At 67.1% G+C, this 18,808-nt stretch carries 18 protein-coding genes; 12 read left to right on the top strand and 6 right to left on the bottom strand.

What is annotated here, in order from left to right:
- The first annotated feature begins 148 nt into the window (after nt 1-148).
- Entirely contained in the window at nt 149-1,054 is a 906-nt protein-coding gene (locus tag AAHB16_RS03255; protein WP_150374363.1) for a LysR family transcriptional regulator, read from the top strand.
- A gap of 46 nt (nt 1,055-1,100) precedes the next feature.
- Here the strand turns inward: AAHB16_RS03255 and AAHB16_RS03250 are convergent, their stop codons facing one another.
- Both AAHB16_RS03250 and tehA read right to left on the bottom strand, forming a co-directional pair.
- Nucleotides 1,101-2,261, bottom strand: a complete 1,161-nt coding sequence (locus AAHB16_RS03250) for an AI-2E family transporter (protein WP_150374362.1) — start codon at nt 2,259-2,261, stop codon at nt 1,101-1,103.
- Between the two features lie 127 nt (nt 2,262-2,388).
- Nucleotides 2,389-3,378, bottom strand: coding sequence for a dicarboxylate transporter/tellurite-resistance protein TehA (gene tehA / locus AAHB16_RS03245; protein WP_342050067.1), 990 nt, complete (start codon nt 3,376-3,378; stop codon nt 2,389-2,391).
- 197 nt (nt 3,379-3,575) lie between these two features.
- Here tehA and AAHB16_RS03240 point away from each other — a divergent pair, with 197 nt between their 5' ends.
- Together AAHB16_RS03240 and AAHB16_RS03235 are read left to right on the top strand one after the other, a co-directional pair.
- Nucleotides 3,576-4,640, top strand: a complete 1,065-nt coding sequence (locus tag AAHB16_RS03240) for a maleylacetate reductase (RefSeq protein ID WP_342050066.1) — start codon at nt 3,576-3,578, stop codon at nt 4,638-4,640.
- A gap of 23 nt (nt 4,641-4,663) precedes the next feature.
- On the top strand, nt 4,664-5,533 hold the full coding sequence (locus AAHB16_RS03235) for an NAD(P)-dependent oxidoreductase (protein ID WP_342050065.1): 870 nt from the start codon (nt 4,664-4,666) through the stop codon (nt 5,531-5,533).
- A 16-nt stretch (nt 5,534-5,549) separates the two neighbouring features.
- Here AAHB16_RS03235 and AAHB16_RS03230 read toward each other — a convergent pair whose 3' ends face one another.
- Nucleotides 5,550-6,476 carry a LysR family transcriptional regulator gene (locus AAHB16_RS03230; protein WP_342050064.1) on the bottom strand — a complete coding sequence of 309 codons (927 nt, stop codon included), beginning with the start codon at nt 6,474-6,476 and terminating at the stop codon, nt 5,550-5,552.
- Between the two features lie 138 nt (nt 6,477-6,614).
- Between AAHB16_RS03230 and AAHB16_RS03225 the strand changes: the two genes are divergently transcribed.
- Genes AAHB16_RS03225 through AAHB16_RS03185 form a run of 9 tightly spaced genes read left to right on the top strand, consistent with a single transcriptional unit; the run spans nt 6,615 to nt 15,689 of the window.
- Nucleotides 6,615-7,964, top strand: coding sequence for an amidohydrolase family protein (locus AAHB16_RS03225; RefSeq protein ID WP_342050063.1), 1,350 nt, complete (start codon nt 6,615-6,617; stop codon nt 7,962-7,964).
- 9 nt (nt 7,965-7,973) lie between these two features.
- Complete coding sequence (locus AAHB16_RS03220) at nt 7,974-9,506, top strand: sugar ABC transporter ATP-binding protein (RefSeq protein ID WP_150374356.1); 1,533 nt, start codon at nt 7,974-7,976, stop codon at nt 9,504-9,506.
- Nucleotide 9,507: 1 nt separating this feature from the next.
- The gene (locus tag AAHB16_RS03215) at nt 9,508-10,536 is read left to right on the top strand and encodes an ABC transporter permease (RefSeq protein ID WP_342050062.1); all 1,029 of its coding nucleotides are present in this window, start codon (nt 9,508-9,510) and stop codon (nt 10,534-10,536) included.
- The gene (locus tag AAHB16_RS03210) at nt 10,533-11,513 is read left to right on the top strand and encodes an ABC transporter permease (protein WP_342050061.1); all 981 of its coding nucleotides are present in this window, start codon (nt 10,533-10,535) and stop codon (nt 11,511-11,513) included. The genes AAHB16_RS03215 and AAHB16_RS03210 overlap by 4 nt, the downstream gene beginning before the upstream one ends.
- A gap of 33 nt (nt 11,514-11,546) precedes the next feature.
- Nucleotides 11,547-12,512, top strand: a complete 966-nt coding sequence (locus AAHB16_RS03205) for a sugar ABC transporter substrate-binding protein (protein WP_150374354.1) — start codon at nt 11,547-11,549, stop codon at nt 12,510-12,512.
- 31 nt (nt 12,513-12,543) lie between these two features.
- On the top strand, nt 12,544-13,419 hold the full coding sequence (locus tag AAHB16_RS03200; protein WP_150374353.1) for an intradiol ring-cleavage dioxygenase: 876 nt from the start codon (nt 12,544-12,546) through the stop codon (nt 13,417-13,419).
- Nucleotides 13,416-13,718, top strand: a complete 303-nt coding sequence (locus AAHB16_RS03195; protein WP_263364822.1) for a Dabb family protein — start codon at nt 13,416-13,418, stop codon at nt 13,716-13,718. Before AAHB16_RS03200 ends, AAHB16_RS03195 begins: the two co-directional genes overlap by 4 nt.
- Nucleotides 13,719-13,726: 8 nt before the next feature.
- On the top strand, nt 13,727-14,011 hold the full coding sequence (locus AAHB16_RS03190) for a YciI family protein (protein WP_150374352.1): 285 nt from the start codon (nt 13,727-13,729) through the stop codon (nt 14,009-14,011).
- Entirely contained in the window at nt 13,995-15,689 is a 1,695-nt protein-coding gene (locus AAHB16_RS03185) for a GMC family oxidoreductase (protein WP_342050060.1), read from the top strand. The genes AAHB16_RS03190 and AAHB16_RS03185 overlap by 17 nt, the downstream gene beginning before the upstream one ends.
- On the opposite strand, the gene AAHB16_RS03180 is transcribed toward AAHB16_RS03185, so the two are convergent.
- From AAHB16_RS03180 to AAHB16_RS03170, 3 genes are all read right to left on the bottom strand, one after another.
- Complete coding sequence (locus AAHB16_RS03180; protein ID WP_342050059.1) at nt 15,690-16,538, bottom strand: SDR family oxidoreductase; 849 nt, start codon at nt 16,536-16,538, stop codon at nt 15,690-15,692.
- Nucleotides 16,539-16,553: 15 nt separating this feature from the next.
- Nucleotides 16,554-17,552 carry a Bug family tripartite tricarboxylate transporter substrate binding protein gene (locus AAHB16_RS03175; RefSeq protein ID WP_446718060.1) on the bottom strand — a complete coding sequence of 333 codons (999 nt, stop codon included), beginning with the start codon at nt 17,550-17,552 and terminating at the stop codon, nt 16,554-16,556.
- A gap of 70 nt (nt 17,553-17,622) precedes the next feature.
- A complete protein-coding gene (locus AAHB16_RS03170) occupies nt 17,623-18,795 on the bottom strand; it encodes an acyl-CoA dehydrogenase family protein (protein WP_342050058.1) in 1,173 nt (390 codons plus the stop codon).
- Between the last annotated feature and the right edge of the window lie 13 nt (nt 18,796-18,808).

Here is an 18,808-nt window from a genome sequence, read left to right as displayed (position 1 = left end):
AAGGTTTGGAAAGCGTTTCGAACAAGTCGGCGACGACCGGTGCGGCGTCGTTGGAGCCAAGATTAGGGGCCAGACGATTTTTGATTAAGATAGGGGCTCTCAAATCATCTTTGCTTAAAGTCATGAATCCGCGCACGGAGGCAACCCCATGAGCTTCGATGGCAGGCTGTTGTCGGGGATGAGCGTATTGGCCGCGGTGGTCGAGAGCGGCAGTTTTACCCGGGCGGGCGACGTGCTCGGGCTCTCGGCGTCGGGCGTGAGCCGCGCCGTATCGCGGCTCGAGGAACGGATCGGCGTCCGGCTGCTCGACCGGACCACGCGCGCCCTGCACCTGACGAGCGAAGGCGCGCGGCTCTACGAACTGGCCGCGCCGCATCTGTCGGGCATCGAGGAAGCCGCGAACGCGGTATCGGGCGCGGCCACGAACGTGCGCGGCGCCCTGCGCGTGAGCCTGAACCCGATATTCGCGCGGCATGTGCTGGCGTCCGCGCTGGGCAGGTTTACGCAGCGCTATCCGGAAGTGGAACTGACCACGGTGACGTTGCCCGACTCATCGGACCTCGTCGCGGCCGGTGTCGATATGGCGGTGCGCTTCGGCCAGCCACGCTCGTCGGGCATGACCTCGCGCAAGCTGCTGGATACTCGCGTGCTGACCGTGGCATCCCCCGCCTATCTGCGGCAGTACGGCCAGCCGAAGACGCCGCGCAAGCTGGTCGAGCACGACTGCATCCAGTTTATCGATCCGCAGCGCGGCAAGCCGTTCGAATGGCTGTTTATGCGCGGCAAGGAAACCATCACGGTGGAGACGAAGGGCCGGCTGACGTTGTCCGACGGCGATACGCTGATCGGCGCCTGCCTTGCCGGCGCGGGTATCGCGCAGGTGCTGGCGCTCAGCGTGGAGCCGCTGATGGCCAGCGGCGCGCTCGTGGATCTGTTTCCCGACTGGCCCGGCGAAACGTTTCCGCTCTATATCGTGCGGCCGTCCCGCCGGTTGCCGCCGGCTGCGGTGGAGGCATTTCTCGAATTCTGCCTCGAGTTATGCGCGCGGACCTAGGGGCGCCAACCTCGCAGAGGCGTGAACTTCGGCGCGCCCGGCACGCTCAGTCGGCCGTGGCGCGGTCTTTTTCGGCGCGCAAGCGAGCTTCCTGCGCCTCCGCCCGCGCGGGCCCGCCCTGCGCTTCCTCGCGCAGCGTCTCGGGCGGCGCGCCTTCACCGATGCTGTGCAGATCCCAGCAGGCGATAAACAGGGCCGCCACGAGCGGCCCGATCACGAACCCGTTGAGACCGAACAGCGCCATACCGCCCAGCGTCGAGATCAGCACGACGTAGTCCGGCATCTGCGTGTCCTTGCCCACCAGAATCGGGCGCAGCACGTTATCGACCATGCCGATGACGAGTGTGCCGAAGCCGATCAGCACGAAGCCCTTGACGAGGTCGCCGGTCAGCAGGAAATACACGGCCACCGGCAGCCAGATCAGCGCCGCGCCGACCGCGGGCAGCAGCGACAGGAACGCCATGATCGCGCCCCAGAGCATCGAGCCCTGGATGCCCAGGATCGCGAAGATCACGCCCCCGAGCGAGCCCTGCACGACCGCCACCGCGATATTGCCCTTGACCGTCGCGCGCACGACCATCGTGAACTTCTTGATCAGATGCTGCTTGTGCGACGCGCTCAGCGGCACCGCGATGCGCACGCGCCGCGACAGTTGCGGGCCGTCGCGCAGCAGGAAGAACAGCAGATACATCATGATGCCGAAGCCGATCAGCAAATGCGCGGTGTTCTGGCCGATGCTGAGCGCGCGCGTGGCCAGGAACTGGCTGGTCTGCATCGCGCTGGCGCTGAGCTTCTGCTGCAGGTCGGACAGGCTCTGCACGTCGAAGCGCGACAGCAGGTCACGGAAGTAAGGCGGCAGCGCATCGACCGCGCGCTGGAAATAGACGCCGAAGTTGATCTGTCCCGATTTGATGCTCTCGTAGAGGTTCATGCCCTCGTTGACGAGCGAGATCGCGATGAGCGTCAGCGGCAGGATCACCAGCAGCAAGACCAGAAGCAGCGTCAGCAGCGAGGCGATATTGGCCCGCCCATGCAGCGCGGCCACGAGCCGCCGTTGCAGCGGCGCGAAGATGATCGCCAGCACGGCGCCCCAGAATACCGCGCCATAGAACGGCAGCAGGATCCAGAAAAATGCGATCGTGACGGCAGCCAGCAGTAACAGGAACGTCTTGTGATGCAGGCCCGTGGAGCCCGTCGGTTCGGCCATGAATACCCCTTGCGCTACCGGATTTGGATGGGCGCGCCGGACGGCAGCCGGCGCGCATTGCGCATTGTGCACGCTTCCGGGGCGTGGCCGCCATCGGTCCCCGTCCGACAGGGTTTTGACCGTGTGTTCAAGCCGTGCGGCGGAACAGGCGCCCCTGCCACAGCAGCCGCAGCGTCATCAGGAACAGCGCCCCGATAAAGACGTTGACGAAAATGAACAGCGGCAGCGCCAGGCTCGCGAACAGCGAGTTCGGCGCAATCGTCGCGGCGCGCAGGCAGGCGAGGCCCAGCGCGGTCACGCCGAAGCTGAAGGCCCAGAACGCCGGCGTGGTGCCCGAGGCGGAGAACCATCCCGCCAGCCGCGCGAGAAACAGGAACTGGAGGATGCCATAGCCGAACATCGCATAGAACGGCCAGTCCAGGCTGCCACCGGTCACCGACAGGTAGGCGACGGCCCCCACCACGGGCGGGGCCAGCTGGATGCCGAGCGTCGGCCGGATGGCGGGCGGGAGTTCATCGCCAAGATAGAGGCGGTATGTGAGAATCGATTCGATCGCCAGCCACGAGAACAGACCCGCGCCGAAGAACAGCCTGGCAAGATCGGTCCAGCCGAGCGCGCTCATGGCAATGGCGGACACGAAGTTGCCGGCCACAGTCGGCAGGTACATGACCGCGGTGGTATCGCCGAGCTTGCGCCCGCCGCGCATCATGCCGCCGCTGCGGTATGTGGAGAAGCCGAGCTGGCCAAGCGCGCCCACGACCACCAGCGCCGAGCCGAGCGCTGGCACGTAGCCATGGACCCAGACGGCAACCAGCAGCGTGGCGACGGGAATCAGCCCGATAAAGCAGCAGGCCACCGGGTGGCGCGCTTCGTTCAGCGCTTCTTCGCGGTGCCAGACCCACTTGGCGGCGAACGACAGGACCAGAACCGCCCAGATCAGCGTGGTGACGACGAAAATCGCATCGTGGACGACCAGGCTCGCGCCCCAGAGGCTATGGGCGACTTTCCAGCAGTTGGCCAGGCCGGACATGCCGAGGACGATGCCTAGCGCGGAGGCGGGGATGGCGAACCCGGTGGTGGCGGGGGCGACGGGGACGGACGTGTTGGTGGTGGTCATGCGATCTTATGTTGGCGGCGGGCAGCGGCAAGCTTAGGCGCGGACCGGCACGATGCCAATTATCCGGTCGGATAGTGACAATACCGGCCTGCCCGATTTTTCCACCAGGCTGAAGACTGTTTTTCGCAAGCGGTGTTTCCTTCCACCGGCAGGAAATATAAGGTCTAAGCCGGAGACAAATAGAACGGATACGCACAATGCAAAGCTTTACGTACGAAGCCCACGCGGCACGCGTCGTCTTCGGAGCCGGTACCGTCCGGCAGGTCGGTGAGGAAGTCGACCGCCTCGGCTGCACCCGGGCGCTGGTCCTGAGCACACCCAACCAGGCCAATGCGGCCGAAAGCGTCGCCGCGCAGCTGGGTACCCGCAGTGCCGGCGTCCATGCCAGCGCCGTCATGCACGTCCCCATCGACATCGCCCGGCAAGCCGTCGAACGTGCCAACGCGGTCGGCGCGGACTGCATGGTGGCCATCGGTGGCGGTTCCACGACCGGGCTCGCCAAGGCCATCGCGCTCGAGACCGGCCTTCCCTATATCGCCATCCCGACCAGCTATGCCGGCTCGGAAATGACCCCGATCTATGGCCTGACCGAAGGCGGTCAGAAGCGCACGGGCCGCGACCTTCGCGTGCTCGCGCGCACCGTGATCTACGACCCCGAACTGACGTACGACCTCCCCGCCCAGCTGACCGTGACCAGCGGCCTGAACGCGATCGCCCACGCGGCGGAAGGGCTCTACGCGCGCGATGCCAACCCCGTCATGTCGCTGATGGCCGAGGAAGGCATCCGTGCACTGTTCGCAGGCATCCCCGCCGTGGTCGCCAATCCGCGCGATGCCGAAGGCCGCGCGCAATGCCTGTACGGGGCATGGCTCTGCGGCACCGTGCTCGGCAATGTCGGCATGGCGCTCCACCACAAGCTGTGCCACACGATCGGCGGCAGCTTCGACCTGCCGCACGCCGAAACGCATACGATCGTGCTGCCCCATGCGCTCGCCTACAACGCCGTGGCGGTGCCGGACGCCATCGCCCGCATTGCCCGCGCCATCGGCGGCGACGCCGCGGGCGTCCCGGGAAGGCTGTTCGATATGGCGGCGCGACACGGCGTGCCCACTGCCCTGCGCGATATCGGCATGCGCGAGGCCGATATCGAGGTCGCACTGGAACGCGCGCTCGCGAATCCGTACTGGAATCCGCGCCAGATCGAGCGCGAGCCGCTGCGGGCGCTGATTCAGGCCGCATACGCCGGGACGCGACCCGACTGACAACATAACCAGGAGCGAGACAAATGAAGATTGCATTCGTTGGCACCGGCAAGATGGGCCTCCCGATGGCCCGACACCTCGCCCATGGCGGCCACGACGTCGTGGTATTCGATATCGCCCCCGCGCAGGCCGACGCGGCCCGCGCCGCGCGCCTGACCGTCGCGGCCTCGCTGGCCGAAGCGGCCGGCGGCGCCGACGCCACATTCAGTTCGATGCCGCACGACGCGGCCTTTGCGGCGGTCTCGGGCCAGGTCGCGGCCGCTGCCAGGCCGGGCACCCTCTATATAGATACCAGCACGATTTCGCCCGCCGCCTCCGCGGCGGCCGCCGAAACGCTGGCCGCGCGCGATATCGGCTATCTGCGCGTAACGGTGTCCGGCAACAACCATATGGCCGAGGCGGCCAAGCTGACCTCGATGGTGTCCGGCCCCGCGCGCGCCTACGAACGCGTGCAGCCGCTGCTCGCACTGTTCGGCCCGACGCAGTTCTATCTGGGCGATGGCGAACAGGCCCGGCTGATGAAGCTCGTGATCAACCTGCTGATCGGGCTGACCTCGGGCATGCTCGCGGAAGCGCTGACGCTCGGGAAGAAGGGCGGCCTCGACTGGCAGGCGATGTGGGACGTGATTGGCGCGAGCGCGGTGGCGTCCCCGATCGTCAAGGCAAAGTCGGCGCAACTGTCGGTGCACGACTACACGCCGACGTTCACGGTGGACCAGATGCTCAAGGACGTCGGCCTGATCCTCGACGCCGGCGCGGACCTGCGCGTGCCGATGGGGCTCACCGCCCTGCTCGGCCAGATGCTGCAGGGTGCCGCGGCGCAGGGCTTTGCCGGGGACGACTATGCGGCGGTGATCAAATCGGCGGGTCGCGCCGCGGGCCTGCCGGACTAGGCGCGCCGGACAGCGCTCAGCTGGTCCACTTCCGCTCGTAATCCATCCGGCGGAAGTTATCGACCAGAAACTCGATGAACAGCCGGATCCGCGCGGGCAGGTGCGCGCGGTTCTGGAACGCGATGTTCACGGTCAGGCGTGGTAGATCCCACTCATCGAGCACCGGCACCAGCCGGCCCGCGACGATATCGTCGTAGATGATGTACTTGGGCTGCACGAGAATGCCCATGCCCTTGAGCGCGGCCGCGCGCAGCACCTGCCCGTCGTTCGACTCGAATGTGCTGCGGACATTGATCACGCGTTTTTCCCCATCGTCCTCGCCACCGCGCGTAAAGATCAGCTCGTTGGGCCGGTTGGCATACGAATAGATCAGCATCGCATGATGGGCGAGGTCTTCCACCGTGCGCGGCGTGCCGCGCTGGTCGAGGTACTTGGGCGAGGCCGCGAGGATCCGCCGCGTCTGCGCCAGCCGGCGAACCGTCAGGTTCGAATCGGGCTCGAACTCGCGCGTGCGAATCGCGAGGTCGATCCCGCTGTCCATGATGTCGTAGTAGCGGTTGGCGGCAATGATATTGACGCTGACCTTCGGATAGCGCGCCGTGAACTCGGGCAGGATCGGCGCGATATGGATCATCGAGAACGACAGCGAGGCTGTGACCGTCAGCGTGCCGCCGGGCTCGAGCACGTTCGCGCTGACGTCCGCCTCCGCCTCCTTCATTTCCGCGAGCAATTCCTTGCAGCGCCGGAAGAACTGTTCCCCGACCTGCGTCAGATAGAGCCGCCTGGTGCTGCGCTCGATCAGCCGCGCCGATAACCGGCGCTCCAGCGAGTTCAGATACCGGCTGGCCGCGGCATTCGACATTTCGAGATTCTCGGCGGCCCGGGTCAGGCTGCCCAGTTCGGCCGTCTGTACGAACAATTCGATCTCGGTCCAACGATCCATGATGTGGTCTCCACCTTTGCCGCCATTTTCTCGCCAGGCGGAAGAAAGATTTCCTCTGGCATCGTTTTTTTTCGATTTGGCGGAGTATAGACTGCTTTCAACCGGCCGATCACGATGCCGGACGAGGAGACAAGAACGATGACGCGAACGCTCATACGCGGGGCGACGCTCGTCACGATGGAGGCCGAACCTGGCAACCCGTGCGGCGTGACGACCGGCGATCTGCTGATCGACGGCGACCGCATCGCGGCCATCGGCAAGCATCTCGACGCGGAAGCTCCCGCGATCGATGCCGAAGGATTCATCGTCACGCCCGGCTTTATCAACGCCCATATGCATACGTGGCAGACCGCCCTGCGCGGCGTCGCGGCAGGCTGGACGCTGACCGAGTACTTCCGGCAGATGCATGCGGGACTGGCCACGCGCTTCACGCCCGAGGACATCCATATCGCCACGCTCGTCGGTGCCTGGAACCAGCTCGATTGCGGCACGACGACGCTCGTCGACTGGTGCCACAACAACCCGACGCCCGCGCATAGCGACGCCGCCATCGATGCGCTGCAGGCATCCGGCATCCGCGCCGCGTTCTTTCACGGTTCGCCCAAGCCCGATCCGAAACCTGGCGTCGCGCCGTTCTGGGAAACGCCCCATCCGCGTGCCGAGGTCGAGCACATCGCGCGCCGGCTGCAAGGCGATGCCCGCGTGAGTCTCGGCCTGGCGATCCTGGGCCCGCATTACTCGACCATGGACGTGGCGCTGCACGACTTCGCGCTGGCGAAGGAGTTTGGCCTGATCGCGAGCATGCATCAGGGCGGCGGCGCGGCCCGCACGCCCGAAGGCTGGGACCGCCTGGAAGCCGCCGGCCTGCTCGGGCCCCAGATCAATATCGTGCACGGCAACAACCTCACGGACGCGCAGCTGGCGCGCTTCGTCGCGGCCGGCATGAGCTTCTCGGTGACGCCCGAGAACGAGCTCACGCAGGGGCACGGGTTTCCGATCACGGGGCGCCTGCGCACGCTCGGCGCGGCGCCGTCGCTTGGCGTGGACCTGGAGTCCGGCCTGTCGGGCGAGATGTTCGTGACCGCGCGGATCGCGCTCGGCGTGCAGCGCGCGCTCGATCATGCGGCATATCGCCGGGCGCACGATGGCATTGCCGCCCAGCACGATGTGAGCTGTGCCGACGCGCTGGCATGGATCACCGTGGAAGGCGCGCGGATGCTCGGCATGTCCGACCGCATCGGCTCGCTCGCGCCGGGCAGGCAGGCGGACCTCGTGATGATCGACGCGCGGCGCATGAACATGTTCCCCGTGCACGACCCCGTCAGCGCGGTCGTGATGCAGGCGAGCCTCGCCAATATCGACAGCGTGTTCGTCGGCGGGGTTGCCCGCAAGCGTAACGGCCAGTTGCTCGCGGACGGACTGCCCTCCGCCCTGGCGACGCTGCGCGCATCGGGCGAACGGCTGCTGCAGCGCCATACCCATAAGTAGGAGGAGACCATGAACGCAATCTGCGACGCGCCGCCGTCGGCCACGCCGCCGCGCGCGCCCTTACTCGAGATGCGCGGCATCTCGAAGACCTTTCCGGGCGTCAAGGCGCTCGACGACGTGTCATTCTCGGTTTATCCGGGCGAAGTCCATATGCTGCTCGGCGAGAATGGCGCGGGCAAATCGTCGCTGATGAAGGTGCTGTGCGGCGTCTATGTGGCCGATGCCGGCGCGTTCTATCACGAGGGCCAGCCCGTGAGCGTGGCAAGCCCCTCGGACACGATGCGCCTTGGCATCGCCGTGATCTTCCAGGAATTCTCGCTGGTGCCATACCTGAACATCGCGCAGAACATCTTTCTCGGCCGCGAGCCGCGCGGCTGGCTGCCGGGATCGGTCGATCACAAGGCCATGCATGCGGAGGCCCGCCGGCTGCTCGACATGCTGGGCATGGATCTGTCCACGCACACGCTCGTGCACGAGCTCGGCGTGGCGCAGCAGCAGATGATCGAGATTGCGAAGGCGCTGTCCCAGAAGGCGCGCATCCTCGTGCTCGACGAGCCGACCGCGGCGCTCTCCGACCGCGAAACGGAAAAGCTGTTCGAGGTCATCGGCCGCCTGAAGGCCGACGGCGTCTCCCTGATCTATATCTCGCATCGCATGGCCGAGGTCTTCGCGCTCGGCGACCGCATCACGGTGATGCGCGACGGCCGCAAGGTCGGCAGCTACCTGCCCGGCGATGCCACGCCCGACGAGCTGGTCGCGCGCATGGTCGGCCGCAAGGTGGACATGACCTATCAGCGCACGCGCGGCGGGCCCACCGGCGACCTCGCGCTGGAGGTGCGCGGCGTGAGTGCCGCCAACGGTATCGAGGGCATCAACCTGAATGTGCGCGCCGGTGAAATCGTCGGGCTGGCCGGCCTTGTCGGGTCGGGCCGCAGCGAGGTGGCGCGCGCGATCTTTGGCGCCGATGCGATCCGCGAGGGCGAGATCCGCATCTTCGGCAAGCCGATGACGGGCGGCCCCGAGAAGGCGCGCGCGCTGGGCGCCGCGCTGATCCCCGAGAGCCGCAAGACCGAGGGCCTCGCGCTGATCCGCACCGTGCGCGACAACCTGATGCTGGCCGGCCTGGGCCGCGCGTTTCCGGCGCGCTGGTACAGCGGCCGCAAGGCCGACGTGATGTCCAGCCGCGAGATCGAACGGCTGCGCATCGCCACGCCGAATGGCGACCAGCTCGCGCAGAACCTGTCGGGCGGCAACCAGCAGAAGATCGTCATCGGCAAATGGCTGCTCGCGGAATCGAAGCTGTTCATCTTCGACGAGCCGACGCGCGGTATCGACGTGGGCGCCAAGGCCGAGATCTTCGCGCTGATCGATGGGCTCGTGAAGGACGGCGCCGCGGTGCTGCTGATCAGTTCCGAGCTGCCCGAGATCGTCAACGTCTGCGATCGCACGTACGTGATGCGCGAGGGCCGGATCGCCGGCGAACTCGACTACACGCAAATGACAGAGGAAAGCGTTCTGCAACTGGGGATGAACGATGCCTGACATGCCTGATACCCGCCCTGCTCCACAAGCCATCCTGCATCCCGATGCCATGTCGCTGACACCCGCCACCCCACGCGCTGCCGCTCTCGTGCCCACCGCCGGCCTTGCGGGCCGCATTCCCGGCGCCGCATGGGTGCTGCTATTGCTGATCGCCGCCTTCAGCGTATTCGGTTCGGGATTCCTCAGCGTGGCCAACCTGCTCAACGTCGGCACGCAATCGACCATCCTGCTGCTGATTGCATTGCCGATGACGCTGATCATCATGACCGAAGGTCTCGATCTGTCGATCGGGGCGGTACTGACGCTGTGCGGCGTGGTGCTGGCCATGGTCAACATCTCCACGGGCTCGGTATCGCTGGCGCTGCTCGCCGCGCTGGGCGTCGGCGTCGCGTTCGGGCTCGTCAACGGCGGCCTGGTCACCGGTCTCGGCATTCCGCCGTTCGTGGCCACGCTGGGGACGCTCGGCGCCGCGCAAGGCCTCGCGCTCGTGCTGACCGATGGCCAGAGCGTGGTCGGCATCTCGGACGCGATTCCGGACCTCTACGCGGGCGAATGGCTCGGCGTGCCGATTCCGATCTATATCGCGGCCGCCAGCTATGCGCTGTTCCACTGGCTGCTCTACCGCACGCGCTTCGGCACCTACGTATTCGCACTCGGCGGCAACCGCGAGGCGCTGAAGTTCGCGGGCGTCAGCATCCATCGTTACCTGATTGCCGTGTACGTGCTCGGCGGCGTCATGGCCGGGATTGCCGCGCTGCTGCTGACCGCGCGCATGAACGCCGGGCATCCGACGGCCGCCATGGGCATGGAGTTCGACGCGATTGCCGCGGTGGCCGTGGGCGGTACCACGTTCGATCGCGGCAACGGCTGGCTGCCCGGCACCGTGCTCGGCGTGCTGGCCGTCGGCGTGCTGCGCAATGGCCTGAACCTGCTGGGCGTGCCATCCGCGGTGCAGGTGGCGGCCATCGGTCTGCTGGTGCTGCTCGTGCTGCTGATCGAATCGTTCAAGAACACGAAGGAGCGCGCATGACCACGACCACCACCGCTGGCGGCGCCGCGCCGCTGTCCCTGTCGTCCGATGCGCGATCGCTCGTGTACCGGCTGGCCGCGCTCGGCGTGCTTTGCGCACTGCTGGCCGTCGCCTCGGACGCGTTCCTCACCACCGGCAACCTGATCAACGTGTTGCGGCAGGCAAGCCTGCTGTTCCTGCTCGCGTCCGGGCTGACGCTCGTGATCCTGACCGGCGGGCTCGATCTGTCCGTCGGGGCCAATGTGGCGATGTCCGCCTGCCTGGCCGCGAGCGTGATCAAGGGCACGGGTTCCCCGCTGCTCGGCGTGGCCGTCGGCCTCGGCTGCGGCACGCTCATCGGGCTGGCCAATGGCCTGCTCGTGGCCAAGCTGCGCATACCGCCGTTTATCGCGAACTACGGCATGTTGTGGGTGCTGCACGGCCTGACCTACTGGTTCATGGCCGGTGAAACGATCCATGGATTTCCGCCCGAGTTCCGCGCCATCGGCAGTGGCTACCTGTGGGGCGTGCCGATCCCGGTGTTCCTGATGCTCGCATTCCTGTTCGTCGGCATCGCCGTGGCGCAAAAGACCACGTTCGGGCAGGAGATCTACGCCATCGGCGCCAACCCCGTGGCCGCGCGCCTCTCGGGCGTGCCGGTGAGCCGCCGGCTGATTCTCGTCTACGTGATCAGCGGCGCCATGGCCGGACTCGCAAGCCTCGTCTTCCTCGCGCGGCTGAATTCGGCCGAAGGCGATATCGGCGAGGCGCTGACGCTGCCCGCGATCGCGGCCGTGCTGATCGGCGGCACCTCGCTGTTCGGCGGCGTCGGCCGTGTCTCGGGCACGCTGATCGGCGCGATCATCCTCACGCTCGTGCTCAACGGCATGAACCTGCTGACCATCAGCGCGAACTGGCAGCCGCTGGTCACGGGCGTCATCGTCGTGCTCGCGGTGTTCTTCGACACGCTGTCCCGCCGCAGAAGCGGAACGCGCTGATTTCACACAACCATACGTAAAACGGAGACTGACATGCCCAAGCATATCCTCACGCTGACCGGTGCCCTTGCGATGTCGCTGCTCGCGATGTCCGCCGCGCATGCGGACGGCGAGAAAATCGCGGTGTTCACGAAGAACCAGACCAACCCGTATTTTCAGGCGCTGCGCCAGGGCGCCGATGCGGCCGCGAAGGATCTCAACGCCAAGGTCACGCACTACATCCCGACCAAGCCGGACAGCATTCCCGAGCAGATGAGCCAGATCGAGGATGTGATCATCAAGAAGGCCGATGCGGTGGTGTTCGTGCCCGTGGACTACAAGGCGATGGGCCCCGGCGTCAAGAAGATCAACGCCGCGAATATCCCGGTGGTGAACGTGACCGATCGCAGCGAAGTGGGTAACTTCGTCGCGTTCGTCGGCGCCAGCGACTACGAGCTGGGTCTGAAGACCGCGACGCACCTGTTCAAGGCGATGGGCGGCAAGGGCAACCTGATTCTGCTGGAAGGCGTGAAGGGTTCGGCCACCAGTATCGACCGCACGCGCGGCGTGCGCGACGCGCTGAAGGCGTTCCCGAACATCAAGCTCGTGGCCTCGCAGCCGGCCAACTACCAGCGCCTGCAGGCCCTGCAGGTGATGGAGAACCTGATGCAGTCGTACCCGCAGATCGACGCGGTGTTCGCGGCCAACGACGCCATGGCGATCGGCGCGATCGAAGCGCTGCAGGGCGCCAACCGCAAGGCGCTGGTGTCCGGCATCAACGGCACCAAGGAGGCGGTCGATGCAATCAAGGCAGGCACGCTGCTCGCCACGGGCGACTACAACGGCTTTATCCAGGGCTGCCTCGGCACGATGACCGCGATCCGCAAGCTGCGCAACCTGCCGGTGAAGACCGAGATCGTGCTGCCGGCCACCGTGATCGACAAGACCAACTACCAGTCGGTGGACATCCCCGCGGACAAGCGTACCTGCCCGCGCTGGGAAGACGTCGACAAGGCGTAACCAACCCTTTCTTTCATCAGGAGCGACCATCATGCGCAACCTCAATGAGGAGACCATTACCCAGGCGGTACTGGCGCGCAACCACGACATGAAGGACAGCCGGCTCAAGGAGATCATGACGAGCCTGGTCCAGCATCTCCACGCGTTTGCCCGGGAAACCCGGCTGACCGAGGAGGAATGGGCCGCCGGCATCCAGTTCCTGACCGAGGTAGGCCAGACGTGCACGCCGACGCGGCAGGAGTTCATCCTGCTGTCGGACACGCTCGGCCTGTCCACGCTCGTGACCGCGCAGAATCATCGCAAGCCGCAGGGCTGCACGGAGGCCACGGTCTTCGGGCCGTTCTACGTCGATGACGCGCCCGACTACGCGCTGGGCGCGGACGTCGGCAACGGCATGGCCGGGGAACCGTGCTTCGTGAGCGGCCAGGTGCGCAGCATCACCGGCGAGATCGTCCCCGGTGCCAAGCTCGAGGTCTGGCAGGCGGACGCCGAGGGCTTCTACGACGTCCAGCGCGACGGCGGGCCCGCGCAGGGCCGTGGCACGCTGCTGGCCGATCCCGAGGGCCGCTTCCACTTCAAGTCGATCGTCGCGGAAAGCTATCCGATTCCGCACGACGGGCCGGTCGGGCGCATGCTCGACGCCATGGGGCGCCATCCGTGGCGGCCCGCGCATCTGCACTTCATGGTGTCGGCGCCGGGCTACGAGACACTCGTCACGCATGTGTTCCGCGAGGGGTGCCAGTATCTCGACTCCGATGCGGTGTTCGGCGTGCGCTCGTCGCTGATCGCGGACTGGGTCGAGCATCGGCCGGGGCGCGCGCCCGACGGCAGCGAGTCGGCGACGCCGTTCTACACGCTCGACTTCGACTTTATTCTCAATCCGGTGACCAGGGAGGCAATCGCGTGACCGTCAAGCACATCGTGATGTGGAACCTGCGCGGCGAGAGCGAGAGCGACAAGCTGTCGGCCGTCGCGCAACTGAAGGCCGCGTTCGAGAGCCTGCGCGGCAAGATTCCAGGGCTGCTGCACCTCGAGATCGGTGTGGATTCCAGCCGCGTCGACTATGCCTGCGACGTGGTGCTCTACTCCGAGTTCGACTCGCAGGGCGCGCTGGAACAGTACGCGGTGCACCCCGAACACCAGCGCGTGAAGCGCGAGCTCGGCGATCTGCGCATTGCCCGGTATCAGGTCGACTATCAACCCTAGGAGAAACCATGTTCTACGTGATCCACGCGCTGGACAAGCCCAACGCGGTGTCTGTGCGGCTGGCCAACTACGAAGCGCACAAGGCCTATCTGTCCCAGGCCACGCTGCGCACGCTTGTCTCCGGCCCGCTGCTGGCCGACGATGGCGAAACGATGATCGGTTCGTTCTTCCTCGTCGAGGCCGACCGCAAGGAGGATGTCGTGGCGTTCAACGCCAACGATCCGTTCGCGCATGCGGGCCTCTGGCAGCAGGTCAATATCCACCCGTTCAACAAGCGTGTCGACAATCGCTAGGACGCGGTATCTGATCGTCGGCGGCGGCACGGCGGGCGCGGTGCTGGCCGCGCGGCTGTCGGAGGATCCGGCCGCGACGGTGGTGCTGCTCGAGGCCGGCGCCGATGTGCGGCCCGATGCGATTCCGGCCGATATCGACGATGCGTTTCCGAGCGCGTCGCTGAACCCGTCGTATTTCTGGCCGGGACTGCGGGCGCGGCGGCGCGTCGGTGGCGACGAGTTTCCGTATCCGCAGGCGCGCATTCTGGGCGGCGGGTCGAGCATCAACGGTATGTGGACGCTGCGCGGGCTGCCGTCCGACTACGAGCGCTGGGTCGATGCCGGCGCGGGTGGCTGGGGGTGGGACGATGTGCGGCCCTATTTCGAGCGCGCGGAGGGTGATGCCGGACGCGATGGCAGGCCCGGCAGCGATGGGCCGTTCGCCGTGCGGCGGGCGCCGCGCGCGGAGTGGCCCGGTATCGCGAGTGCGATCGAGGCGGCGGCGCATGCGCGCGGGCTGGCGACGATCGACGATATCAACGAGCGGCCCGGATGCGGTTTCTTCGCCATGCCCTATGCGGCGCGCGACGGTCGCCGCTCGTCCGGGGTGTCGTGCTATCTGACGGCCGCGGTGCGCGCGCGGCCGAACCTGACGATCGTGACGGATGCCACGGTGCTGCGGGTGGAGGTCTCGGACGATGCGGGCGTTCGGCGGGCGACTGGTGTCACGTACCGGCGGGGCGAGACCGGGGGCGATGCGGCGATTCGGCTCGACGCGGATGAAGTCGTGCTGTGCGCGGGCGGCGTGCATTCGCCAGCCATCCTGCTGCGGTCGGGCATCGGCGACAGCGACGCCTTGCGTGCGGCGGGCATCGTGCCGCGCTGGCACCTGCCCGGTGTGGGGCGTCAGCTTCAGAACCACCCCTATCTGCAATTCGCGCTCACGTTGCCGCGGCATGCGCGGCAGTCGTCCGCGGTGCGCACGTTTGCCTGCGCGGGGGTGCGGCATTCTTCCGGGCAGCCGGATTGCCCCGAGGGCGACCTGATCCTGTCGTTGCTCGGGCGCGTGGGGCCCCGCAGTTTTGGCACCGATCTCGCGATGGTGAGCGCGGCCCTGTATGCGCCCTACTCGCGTGGATCGGTGCGCGTGACGTCGCCCGACGCAGATGCGCCGCCGTCGATCGATTTCCGGTTGCTCGACGACCCACGCGATGCGCCGCGCATGGTGCTGGCCGCGCGGATGGTGGAGGCGTTGTTGGCCTCGCCCGCGATGCGGCGCAGCTATCACGACGCGTTTATCCTGCCGCCCGTGATGGCCGCGAATCAGTTCAACCGGCCGGGCCTCGCGGGCACGCTCGTGGCGGTGGGGGCGAAGCTCGCGCTCAATGCGCCGGCACGGGTGTCGCGCCGGGTGATGGCCAACGCGTTGAAACCGGGGCGCTGGATCGGCCAGCAGCGACTGACCGACGAGGAGATCCTCGGCGCCGTCGCGCCGATGGGCCATCCGACGTCCACTTGCCGCATGGGGCGGGCAGACGATCGCCAGGCCGTGGTCGATGCCCGTTGCCGGGTGATCGGCATCGATGGCCTGCGCGTGGCCGATGCGTCGGTCATGCCGTCCGTGCCGAGCGCCAACACGAACCTGCCGACGATCATGCTTGCGGAGAAGGCGGCGGATCTGATTCGGATGCGGGCGTAATCAGCCCCGGCTGCCGCGTCGGGCCGAGGCCTGTTGCCACTGGGCCTCGGTCCATTGCAGCAGGTCTTCGGCCCCCGACGTGCGCAGATGCTGCCCGCCGTCGATGGCGATGACCTCGCCGTTGATATAGCCCGCATGATCGGACAAGAGATAAGCCGCCAGGTTGGCCAGTTCCCCATGCTCGCCCACGCGCCCGAGCGGGTTCGTGCGCGCCGGATCGACGGCCGCGCGGCTGCCCGTCGGGTCGAGCCCGGCCCCCGCGCCCGCGGTCGGGAACGGACCCGGTGCGATGCCCACGGTGCGGATGCCATGCGGCCCCCATTCGACCGCAAGGCTGCGCGTCATCGCCTGGACAGCGGACTTCGCCATCGCCGACGGCACCGTGAATGCCCGCCCCGTGCGAACCGACGTCGACAGGATGCTCAGCACCGTCCCGCCCCGCCGCGCATCGATCCATCGCCGCCCCACCCCAAGCGTGCAATACAGCGCGCCATGCATCGTGACGCCCAGGATCGCATCCGCCGCGCGGGCCGAGAGCTGCTCCGTGCGCGCGATGAAGCTGGCGGCCGCATTGTTGACCAGCGCGTCGAGCGGCCCGGTCTCCCAGATCGACGAAAGCATCCGGTCCACGGCCTCGGGATCGCGCACGTCGCACACATGGGTCTCGACCGTAGCGCCGAATGCGCGCTGAACGTCCTCGGCAAACTCGCCAAGCACAGCCTCCCGCCGGCCGCAGACCACCAGTTGCGCCCCGAGCGAAACGAGCCGCCGCCCGATGCTCGCGCCGATACCGGTCCCGCCGCCCGTAATCAGCACGCGCCGCCCTGCAAACAGATCAGACACGAACATCGGACACCCCCTTCGTTATTGCAGTTCGAGCTTGGTCACCTGAATCAGCCGCTTCCAGCGCGCGATCTCCTCGGTCTGGTACCTGCGCAGTTCCGCGGGCGTGGAAAGGATCAACTGGTTCGATTGCTGCCGGTAATAGTCCTGCACCTCGGGCGCCGCACCGGCCTTGGCGAACAAGGCAATCACCCGCTGCACCACCGCCGGCGGCGTCTTGACCGGCAGCGCCGCGGCCACCCAGTTGAAGCACTGGAAGTCCGGCACGCCCGCCTCCGCCGAGGTCGGCACGTCGGGCAGCAGCGGCGTCCGGCGCGGCGCCGTATACGCCAGCGCGCGCGCCTTGCCGGCCTTGGCCAGCTCGATCGCGCCCGATGCATCGACCACCGCGAAGTCCACATTGCCCGCGACCACGGCGTTGATGGCATCGCCCGCGCCCTTGTACGGCACGTTGGTGGTCTTCATATTGGCCAGCTCGTTGAGCCATTCGCTATACAACGTATACGACACCGAGCCCGATCCGTAATTGAGCGCGCCGGGCTTCTCGTGCGCGGCATCGATCAGTGCCTTGAGCGTCGTGTAGCGCGAGTTCTGCGGCACGAGCACGAGGCACGGACCGCGCGTCAGCAGCGACACGGGTGCGAAATCCTCGATCGGATCGTAGGGCAGCTTGCGAAAGGCCGCGGCATTCGTGGAGAGCGTCGAATTGCTGCCGACGAACACCGTATACCCGTCGGCCGGCGCGCCGAGCACCGTCTGCACGCCGATAAACCCGTTGCCGCCGGGCTTGTTCTCGACGACCACGCCCTGCCCGGTCAGGTCCGTGATCTTCTTCGCGAAGATCCGCGCGGTGGAATCGGTGCCGCTGCCGGGCGGGAACGGCACCACGAAGCGGATGGGCCGCGACGGATAATCGCCGTCGGACGCCGAGGCCGGCGCGGCCGCCCACGGCATGATGAGGGCCAGTGCCAGCGCGGCTGGCTTGCGTACTGCATGAAAAATGCGGGTCAACGTCTGCATGGTGTCTCCTGCCATGTCGGATTGGGAAGGCGCCGCCTGTGCCGGCGGTCGCCATGGAGGGAAGCGGTGCCTACTGCTGCCGCTTGAGCCCCAGCAGATCGCGCGCAATCACCCAGCGATGCACCTCCGAGGGCCCCTCGTAAATCCGCATCAGCCGCGTCTCGTTCGCCATCATCTGCAACGGCATCTCCTTGGTCATGCCCATCGCGCCGAATGTCTGCATCGCGCGGTCGATCACGTCCCATGCCATTTCCGTGGCGAAGACCTTGATCATCGATACCTGCGTGCGCGCCTGCTGCCCCGCATCGATGCGCGCGGCCGCGTCGTACGTCATGAGCCGGCACGCATGGATGCGCGTGGCTGCGTCGGCGACCCACCACTGGATGGCCTGCCGCTCCGCCAGCGTGCTGCCGAATGTACGACGCTGCGGCGCGTACTCGCAGATCATGTCGAGCGCCCGCTGCGCGCGGCCGATGCACCATGCGGCCATCTGGACGCGGCGCGACGACAGGCGCGTCTGCATCGGTGCGAAACCCTCGCCCTCCACGCCGAGCAACTGGCTGCCCGCGACGCGGCAGTCCTCGAGCACGATCTCGTACGTAGAGTGGCCGCCGATCATCGGGATGCGCCGTTCGATCTTGAACCCGGGCGTGCCGCGCTCGACGATAAAGGCCGAGATCGCTGGCCGCTTGCCCGGAACACGCGCCGTCACGGCCATGACGATGGTCCAGTCGGCCTGCTCCGCGCGGCTGATCCAGATCTTGCGGCCGTTGAGCACCCATCCATCGCCATCGCGCTCCGCGCGCGTGGTCATCATCGCGGGATCGCCGCCCGCGCCGGGCTCCGAGATCGCAATCGCGGACACGGTCTCGCCGCGCGCGTACGGATCCAGATAGCGCTCGCGCTGGGCCGCGTTGGCGGCCTCCAGCAGCATGCGCAGGTTCGGCGTATCGGGCGGCAGCGAGTACGGGACGATCGTGCGGCCCATTTCCTCGTTGACGCCGACCATCGCGACCACGGGGAGGTCCGACCCGCCCATCGATTCGGGCGCGTCGAGCCCCCAGAGGCCCAGTTCGCGCGACATCGCGTCGAGCTTCGCCTTTTCCGCAGGCAACAGCGACAGGTGGCCGCCTTCGGCCTCGCGTGCGAGTACCGCGGGCTCCAGCGGCATCATGTGCTCGCGCACGAAGCGTGCGACGAGGTCCTTCACCATCCGGTGTTCGTGATCGATCTCGAATTGCATGGGGTCTCCGTGG

It is taken from the genome of Cupriavidus sp. OTU4054 (assembly GCF_038440175.1).
GTDB lineage: Bacteria > Pseudomonadota > Gammaproteobacteria > Burkholderiales > Burkholderiaceae > Cupriavidus > Cupriavidus pauculus_D.
This window is presented reverse-complemented; position numbering and strand designations above follow the sequence as displayed.